General features: G+C 71.3%; 6 protein-coding genes, 1 pseudogene and 1 riboswitch. Of the genes and pseudogenes, 5 read left to right on the top strand and 2 right to left on the bottom strand.

The genetic code is table 11. The annotated features are described in order from the left end of the window. From AC08OT_RS16680 to AC08OT_RS16665, 4 genes and pseudogenes are all read left to right on the top strand, one after another. Positions 1-231: pseudogene (locus tag AC08OT_RS16680) on the top strand (hypothetical protein); the annotation flags it as partial. 4 nt (positions 232-235) lie between these two features. Next, positions 236-766, top strand: a complete 531-nt coding sequence (locus tag AC08OT_RS16675; protein WP_476594897.1) for a polyadenylate-specific 3'-exoribonuclease AS — start codon at positions 236-238, stop codon at positions 764-766. A 143-nt stretch (positions 767-909) separates the two neighbouring features. Further along, positions 910-1,935, top strand: a complete 1,026-nt coding sequence (locus AC08OT_RS16670) for a 6-phosphofructokinase (RefSeq protein ID WP_476594728.1) — start codon at positions 910-912, stop codon at positions 1,933-1,935. Between the two features lie 126 nt (positions 1,936-2,061). Next, positions 2,062-3,465, top strand: coding sequence for a class II 3-deoxy-7-phosphoheptulonate synthase (locus AC08OT_RS16665; RefSeq protein WP_462188641.1), 1,404 nt, complete (start codon positions 2,062-2,064; stop codon positions 3,463-3,465). On the opposite strand, the gene AC08OT_RS16660 is transcribed toward AC08OT_RS16665, so the two are convergent. Both AC08OT_RS16660 and pknB read right to left on the bottom strand, forming a co-directional pair. Continuing rightward, positions 3,462-5,177, bottom strand: a complete 1,716-nt coding sequence (locus AC08OT_RS16660; RefSeq protein ID WP_476603012.1) for a DUF5667 domain-containing protein — start codon at positions 5,175-5,177, stop codon at positions 3,462-3,464. The genes AC08OT_RS16665 and AC08OT_RS16660 overlap by 4 nt on opposite strands. 90 nt (positions 5,178-5,267) lie before the next feature. Continuing rightward, on the bottom strand, positions 5,268-7,394 hold the full coding sequence (gene pknB / locus AC08OT_RS16655) for a Stk1 family PASTA domain-containing Ser/Thr kinase (protein ID WP_476594767.1): 2,127 nt from the start codon (positions 7,392-7,394) through the stop codon (positions 5,268-5,270). 258 nt (positions 7,395-7,652) lie between these two features. Further along, positions 7,653-7,766, top strand: a riboswitch (TPP riboswitch). Between pknB and AC08OT_RS16650 the strand changes: the two genes are divergently transcribed. Further along, positions 7,762-8,539, top strand: a 778-nt coding sequence (locus AC08OT_RS16650; RefSeq protein ID WP_476603011.1) for a thiazole synthase, incomplete at its 3' end; no start/stop codon positions are given. Its footprint overlaps the riboswitch before it by 5 nt.

Genomic DNA, 8,539 nt, shown 5'->3' with positions numbered 1-8,539 from the left:
GGAGGGCGGTCGCCGGGGCCGGGCGGTCCGCGGGCGGCGGCGTCCGGGGATGACGCCACGGAGGAGTACTCCGGGCCGCTGCTGTGGCTGCTGCCGTTGATCGGTGCCGCCCTGGCGGCGCTGCTGCTCGGGGCCTTGCTGCGCCCGTGGCGCCGGCGCTCGGGCCCTGGCCCGCCATGGTCCGCGGCCGAGCCGCCGACCATGGCGGACACCTCGGTCGGAGGAGACTGAGCCGGTGGGAACCCGCTTCTTTTACGACACCGAGTTCATCGAACGCACCGACACCGGTCATCACTGGCTCGATCTGGTCAGCATCGGAATCGTCAGCGAGGACGGCACACAGCGGTACTATGCCGTGTCGACCGAGTTCGATCCGTCGTGGGCCGTGCCCTGGGTCCGTCGCAACGTCATCGACCAGCTGCCGTCGCCGTCGGGCGAGGCGTGGAAGCCGCGAGCCCGAATCCGTGACGAGGTCGCCGCGCTGTTGACCGCGGGCGGTACCCCCGAGCTGTGGGCCTGGTACGGGGCCTATGACCACGTGGTGCTCTGCCAGCTCTTCGGTACGATGCCCGCCCTGCCCGCCCAGCTGCCCCGCTTCACCCGGGACCTGCGTCAGCTGTGGGAGGAAGTGGGCCGGCCGGTTCTTCCCGCACCGCCGCCCAACGCCCACGATGCGCTCGCTGACGCCTTGCACAACCTCGCCCGGTGGCGGGTTCTCGCCCCGCTGCGCGCCCAGGCCGCCGCCGTCTCGGACCCATCCCGATGAGTCACCCATCCCGATGAGTCGATGACGCGGCCGCGGCGGCCTATCGTCGCCACGCCACGTAACCACAATGTTGTCCTGAAGTACGGCCCTCCCGCTACGCTGCCGCCGGAGAAAGCGGTGTACGGTCAACGGGAGAACTCGGGATGAGGATCGGCGTACTGACCGGTGGCGGCGACTGCCCGGGACTCAACGCGGTGATCCGGGCCATCGTGCGCAAGGGAGAGAGCGTCTACGGCCACAGCTTCGTCGGGTACCGGGACGGCTGGCGGGGGCCGCTGGTCGGCGAGACGGTCCCTCTGGACATCGCGGCCGTGCGGGGGATCCTCCCGCGCGGCGGCACGATCCTCGGCTCCAGCCGCACGAATCCCTATGCCGCCGTGGACGGGCCCGCGCTGGTGCGCGAGCACCTCGCCGCCGCCGCGGTGGACGCGCTCATCGCGATCGGCGGGGAGGACACCCTGGGGGTGGCCGCCCAGCTGCACGTCGAGGGACTGCCCGTGGTCGGAGTGCCCAAGACTATCGACAACGACCTCTCCGCGACGGACTACACCTTCGGTTTCGACACCGCGGTCAATATCGCCACGGAGGCGATTGACCGGCTGCACACCACCGCGGAAAGCCATCACCGGGTGTTGATCGTTGAGGTTATGGGCCGCCATGCCGGGTGGATCGCCCTGCACAGCGGCATGGCGGGGGGAGCCAACGTCATTCTCATCCCGGAGCGGCCGTTCGATTTCGACAAGGTGTGCGCCTTCGTCGAGGCTCGATTTGCCACCCACTACGCGCCGATCATCGTCGCGGCCGAGGGCGCCGTCCCGATCACGGGCACCATGGTCGCCAGGGAGGGCGAGGTCGATGCCTTCGGGCATGTCCGCCTGCAGGGCATCGGGGCGGTCCTGGAGACCGAGATCCGCGCCCGCACTGGTCGTGACGCGCGTGCCACGGTGCTCGGGCATCTGCAGCGCGGTGGCACGCCCACGGCCTTCGACCGGTGGCTCGCGACGCGTTTCGGACTGCACGCCGTCGACGCCGTGCACGAAGGCGACTTCGGGGTGATGGTCGCCCTGCACGGCACCCGCATCGACCGGGTTCCGCTGCAGGATGCGACCCGTGCGCTCAAGACGGTGCCCGAGGAGCTCTACCACGAGGCCGAGATCTTCTTCGGCTGACCCGGCTGACCAGGGAAGGGGCGGGCCGTCGGGCCGGACCCGGTCCGGGAGCCAGGGCTGGGTGCCGATTCCCGGGCGGATGCCTGTCCGAAGGAAGATGCCGATTCCCCGGAAAAATGTCGGGCGATGGTGACCGCCCGAACTCGACTGGGCCCGTACCCTGGTGTCGTGAGCGTACTGGATCTTTGGCGGACCCTTCCGGCCAAGCAGCAGCCGTCCTGGCCTGACCCGGCAGAGTTGAGAGCCGCCTACGACCAGCTTGCGGCCCTCCCCCCGCTGGTCACCGCGCCCGAGGTTCGGTCCCTGACCGACCGTCTCGCGCTGGTTGCTCGGGGCGAGGCGTTCCTGTTGCAGGGCGGTGACTGCGCCGAGACCTTCGTGGCGAACACCGCCGACAAGATTCGGGACAAGGTCAAGACGCTGCTGCAGATGGCGGTCGTCCTCACCTATGGCGCGAGCACGCCGGTGGTGAAGGTCGCCCGCATCGCCGGGCAGTACGCCAAGCCGCGGTCCGCGGACATCGAGGCCAGCACCGGGCTGCCCTCCTACCGGGGCGACGCCGTCAACGACATCGCGCCCACGGCCGCCGCGCGGCGGCCCGATCCGATGCGGATGGTCGCCGCCTACCATCAGAGCGCAGTCGCGCTGAACCTCGTGCGGGCCTTCGCCACCGGCGGTTTCGCCGACCTGTCGAAGGTCCACGAGTGGAACAAGGCGTTCGTGCGGGATTCCGCGGCGGGTCGCCGCTACGAGGTGATGGCGACGGACATCGAGCGTGCCCTCGCCTTCATGGCCGCCTGTGGCATCGACCTCGATCGGACCGCCGCGCTGAGCGGGGTCGAGCTGTTCACGAGTCACGAGGGCCTTCTGCTGGAGTATGAGCGTGCTCTGACCCGGATCGAGGACGCCACCGGCGATCCGTACGACCTGTCCGCCCACATGATCTGGATCGGCGAGCGGACCCGGGACCTCGACGGTGCCCATGTCAACCTGCTGTCCCGGGTGGGCAATCCGATCGGCTGCAAGATCGGGCCGAAGGCTGGCCCGGACGAGGTCCTCGAGCTTGCCGAGCGGCTCAACCCCGACCATGTCCCCGGCCGGCTCACCCTGATCTCCCGGATGGGGGCGAAGCGGGTCCGGGACACGTTGCCCTCGATCATCGAGAAGGTCAACGCTGCCGGGCCGCCCGTGGTGTGGTCGTGCGATCCGATGCACGGCAACACCCGTGACGTGAGCGGCGTCAAGACGCGCCACTTCGATGATGTCCTCGACGAGGTCTTCGGCTTCTTCGAGGTCCACAAGGCGTTGGGCACCCACCCCGGTGGCCTGCACATCGAGCTGACCGGGGAGAACGTCACCGAGTGCCTCGGTGGGGCCGAACTCATCGGGGAAGACGACCTCGGCGGCCGTTACGAGACCGCCTGCGACCCACGTCTGAACACCGGGCAGGCGCTGGAACTGGCCTTCCTCGTCGCCGAGATGCTGCAGAACACCCGGGGAGAACGCGGCGCCGTGGCCCTCGTGGGCTAACGGGATCCCGGCGTCGGCACCCCGTCCGGGGGGCTCTGCGGCGAGGGCGCGCCTACCGTGGTCGGCGTGGCATCGGAGGGGGTCGTGTCGTCTGCCGGGGTCGTGGCGGGAGCCGCGTCGGTGCCCCGCCTGCCGGGCGGGTTGGCTGATTCGGTGATGATCAGCTCTGGTGAGGCGGGGACCGACGCCGATGACGGTGCCGGGGTTGTGGCGGGAGCCAGGGCCAGGGTCGGGGCGGTGGTCGGGGTGGTCGTTCCGCTCGTGGCACCACCCGGCGCCGGGCTCGGGGGCCCTGGCGAGCCGGTGTCGGCGCCGCTGGGGGTGGGAGTGCTGAGGGTGGGAGTGCTGAGGGCGGGCGCGGCGGTGGCCCCGGTCGCCGTGGGCCGAGGTACGGAGAGCAGCGGCGCCACGTAGGGCGGGGTGGTGAGCGCGTCACCGGCCGGCACGATCGGAGAGATCGGGCGGACAGGTGAGGGGGCTTGGACCGGCGCTGGTGCCCGCGGGCCAAGCCTGCGCCTGACGTCGTCGATGAGATCCAGAGCCGCATGCGCCGGTCCGACCGAGCCCACGGGAAGCGATCTCAGCAGGTTCTTCAGCCCGCGGGACTGCTCGGTGGTGAAGGCGTTCACCGTGGTCCAGGCGTCCGCGTCCCCGGCGGCGACCTGGGCCAGCAGCACCTGCGTGCCGGCGTGTGCCTCGGCGAGCCAGTCCCGCAGCAGCGAGTTGACCAGCTCGGGGTCGGGGCGGTCCCCGTTGCCGGGGCCGGGCGGGCCGCCCGGCGCGTTGGGGCCATCGGATCTGCCGGCACTGCCGGGGACGGCGGGCGTGCGGGGACCGGGAGACCACGTCCCCGCAGCGGGTGACACCGCAGCAGGTGACATCGCGATGGCCGGTGGTGCGGCGATGGCCGTGGGGTTCACCACCGGCACCCGGAGGCTCGTCTCCGGGGCGCCGGCACCGGTTTCCGGGGCGATTACCCCGCTGTCATTCACCGTGATCGTGCGCAGTTCGCTCATCCGCGTGCCGGCCATGCCCAGCCGGGTCTTCGCCCGCTCGACCGGATCGCGGACTAGCGACACCTGGAGGTCTTCGACCTGTCGTTTGACGCCGTACAGGGTGTCGCCGGGCAGCGCGTCTCCCGAGCTGACCGCGAGGGCCGCCGTGGTGACGGCGGCGGTGAGTGCTCCGGCCAGCAGCGGTCGAGCGGCCCGGGCCATCCTGCCCCGGCCGGAGACACCGGAGGCGGAGACACCGGAGGCACCGGTCCGGCGTACCCACCGCGCGTCGACCGGGTCGTTTCCCGGCAGTTCATGATCGACGCTCTCGGGAGACGCGCGTGTGGGACGGGTTCTCGTGGGACGGGCCTCGGTCTCGTGGCTCCTCACGGAGGTGCCGGGGAAACCGGCGGCGGGGGAACGGACGGGATCGCACGCCGGGGAGCCGATGACGGCGGCGAACAGCTGTCCGCGCAGGGCGGCGCGCCGTGCCGGATGCAGCCGCGGCGACGGCAGGTCCCGGAGGGCCGCCACCGTGTCGATCAGCCGCACGTCGGTCTCGTCGTGCGGGGGGCGCTGTCCGTCCAGCAGGTCGGCGACCCGCTCAGCCCCCCGCCCACCGCCGGCCATGCCCCGCCACCACGACCCCCGCCACCACTGAGACGTCGGCCGCCGCGAGCCGGCGGGCCACCGGCCACGACCACGCGCTGCCTTCACGCCGTCGTCCCCCCGGGGAACCGGTCGCGGATCTCTCGCCCGCCGCACGATTCGTCGCACAATGTGATCAACCTGGTGGGGGATGGCGGCTCAGCCGAGGGGGTCCCACGTTGTGTTGACGTGCACGGTACTTCCTTTTTCGATTTTGGCCCCGGCCTGGGCGGACTGCGACGTCACCCGGTCGCCCGGCCCGCCGATCCAGCCGATACGGTCGATCTGCAACCCCCGGCGCCGCAGGATGTTCTCGGCTTCTCGGTAGCTCTTCCCGACCACGTTCGGCACGGGGACCTGGATCCCGCTGCCGTCGCCCCCGGAACCGTCGTCGTCGTCGAACCTGCCGGCCTCGGCCACGGTGAGGGTGACGGTGCCGCCGGGTGAGATCGGCTGCCCCACGTCGGGAGAGACCCCGAAGACCTGACCGGGCTGCACGGCGTCGTTCACGGCACCGATACGCTGCACCATGAGGCCGATGTTCAGGCCGACGAGCTCGGCCCTGGCCTCCTCGAACGACTTGCCGATGATGTCGGCCGGCACCGGCTTCGCCGCGGGGCCCGTCGAAGTGATCACGACGACCTTGTCCTTCGGCTTGAGTGCGGTGCCGGCCCCGGGGTTCGTACCGATCACATGGCCCGCCGGCACCGTGTCACTGGACTGTGGGCTCAGGCCGCCGAGGGTCAGGTTCACTTCGGCCAGCCGGGCCTTGGCTTGGGCCTCGGTGAGGTTCGCCAGGTCCGGCACGCGCACCGTCGCGGGCCCGGAGCTCAGCCGCAGGGTGATGAGCGCGCCCTTGTCGACCTTCGACCCGTCCTGGGGATTCTGCTGGGAGACGTGGCCGACCGGCACCGTGGCGCTGGTGACCGGGTCGAGGTAGGTGAACTGGAAGCCGGCGTCGCGCAGCATCTTCTCGGCGTCGGATCTGCTCAGGTTTGTCAGCAGCGGGACCTCGGTCCCTCCGCCGGACAGGGAACGGAACGCGAGGATCCCGAGCAGCAGGACCAGGACGGCCACGCCACCGACGACGACCGGGATGAGCCCCCGGGAGCGTGGCGATGCGGCGGCCCGTCGCCGCCCGCGCCCGCCACCACCCCCGAGATAGGCCGTAGCGGTCGGGGAGGTCGGGGAGGCGGATCGATAGAGCGCGCCGGTGCCTGGCTGGCCCGGCCCGGCACCGGCGAACGCGCGCTCCGCGGCGGCCCCCGCCCCGGCGCCCTGGGAGTCGTCGTAGTCCTCGGCCTGGAATGGCTGGGTGTACCCGGGATCCTGGGTGTACCCGGGATCCCGAGCCCCTGGAGGCCGCTCGGCCAACCCGATCCGTTCGATCTCGCCGGTGAACCCGCTCGGGTAGGCGTCCTGCGGGGGCAGGAACGGCTCGATGCGCCGCAGCTCCGCCAGCAGCGCCGCACCATCGGCCGGCCGGCGCGCCGGGTCGCGGGCGGTGGCCCGGAGAACAAGACCGTCCAGCTCGGCGGGAATGCCCTCGATCATGGTGGACGGCGCAGGGACGTCGCCGTGGACGGACTGGTAGGCCACCGACATCGGGGTGGCGCCGCTGTGCGGGAGCTGCCCGGTCAGGGATTCGAAGAGCACCACACCGGCGGCGTAGACGTCGCTGCGAGTGTCGGCGACGCCGTGGGTGACCTGCTCAGGGGCGAGGTACCCGACAGTGCCCATCACCACCCCGCCGGTGAGTGCCTGGGTGGGCTGGCTCACCGGACGGGCGAGGCCGAAGTCCGCGACCTTCACTTGGCCGTCGTCACCGAGCAGGATGTTCTCGGGCTTGATGTCGCGGTGGATGATGCCGGCGGCATGCGCGGCGCCGAGGGCTTCGATCACGGGCTCGATGATCTCGATGGCCTCGGCGACCGGGAGCCGGCCCCGGGCACCCAGGTGCTGGCGCAGCGACCGGCCGCGCACCAGCTCCATCACCAGGTAGTTGACCAGACCGGCGGGGATGTGGTCGGAGCCCTGGTCGAGGACGGAGACGACGCGCGGGGTGTTGAGCCGCGCCACGGCCTTGGCCTCGCGATGGAAACGGGTGACGAACTCCGGGTCGTGATTGAGAGTGGGATGCATGACCTTGAGAGCAACGAGCCGGTCCAGCCGGTTGTCGTGCGCGACGTACACCGTCGCCATCCCGCCGACGGCGAGCCGTTCCTGCGCCGTGTAGCGGCCGTCGAGAAGCCGACCTATGACGGGGTCGGCCACGGTGGCATCCACGAGGGAGAGTTTACGATCGTTGCCGAAGGATGCCGCTACCGGAGCCCCGCGAGGTTAACCCGGATACGCCGTTCGAGCGAGAAGTACCTCGTCGCGCAGCATGGTGTCTACCGGATGAAACCCGGATGCCCACATTGAATCGGCTCCCGAGGTCGAGATGATCGTCGACGGGCGTGGATCAGTGTCGCAGATCGGCGTCGCAGATCGGCGTCGCGGCGGGACACCCGAAGCCGCGGCCAGGGAGCAGCGGTTACACTGTCGATTGCTCCGGGGAGCCCGCGGACGTGGGCTGAGAGGCCGGCCAGTATCCCGTCGGCGACCCGTATACCCGATCGCGGTCATGCGCGCGTGGGGAGGATGAAAGATCGTGCCGCAGCACCCACTACGTCCTGCCGGCTCCCGTCCCGGTGATTCTCCTCCCGATGGTTCCTGTCTCGGCCGCCTCGCCGGTGAAGGTGCCTCCTCCGGTGGCGACGGCGACGGCGGGGGTGGGGGCGGTGGTGAGGCCGGGCACGGTGCCGCGGGGGCGGACGATCTCGTCATCGCCGGGCGGTCCTACGGCAGCCGGCTGCTGATCGGCACCGGGAAGTTCGCGAGTCACCAGGTGATGCGGGACAGCCTCGTCGCCTCCGGTGCCACTATCGTCACCGTGGCGCTGCGCCGGGTCGACATCGGCCGGATCGGTGACGGCGACATTCTCGACTTCATCCCGCGGTCGATGACCCTGCTGCCCAACACCTCGGGAGCGGTGGACGCGGCCGAGGCGCTGCGGCTGGCCCGCCTCGGGCGGGCGGCGACGGGCACCGGTCTGGTCAAGCTGGAGGTCACCCCGGATCCGCGCACCCTGGCGCCGGATCCGGTGGAGACCCTGCGCGCCGCCGAGCTCATGGTGGCCGACGGCTTCACGGTTCTGCCCTATTGTTCGGCCGATCCGCTGCTGGCCCGCCGGCTGGAGGAGGTCGGCTGCGCCACCGTGATGCCGCTGGGCAGCTGGATCGGCTCGAACCGCGGGCTGCGCACCCGGGACGCGATCGAGGCAATCGTGGCGAGCGCCGGGGTGCCGGTGGTGGTGGACGCCGGGCTCGGGGTGCCCTCGGACGCGGCCGAGGCGATGGAGATCGGCGCGGCCGCGGTGCTGGTCACAC

The sequence above is a fragment of the Frankia sp. CgJB1 genome, assembly GCF_977947065.1.
This window is presented reverse-complemented; position numbering and strand designations above follow the sequence as displayed.

Bases quoted from the DNA above. Each gene is read 5' to 3' on its own strand.
- AC08OT_RS16670 (WP_476594728.1), top strand. From the start codon at position 910: ATGAGGATCGGCGTACTGACCGGTGGCGGCGACTGCCCGGGACTCAAC.
- AC08OT_RS16665 (WP_462188641.1), top strand. From the start codon at position 2,062: ATGGTGACCGCCCGAACTCGACTGGGCCCGTACCCTGGTGTCGTGAGC.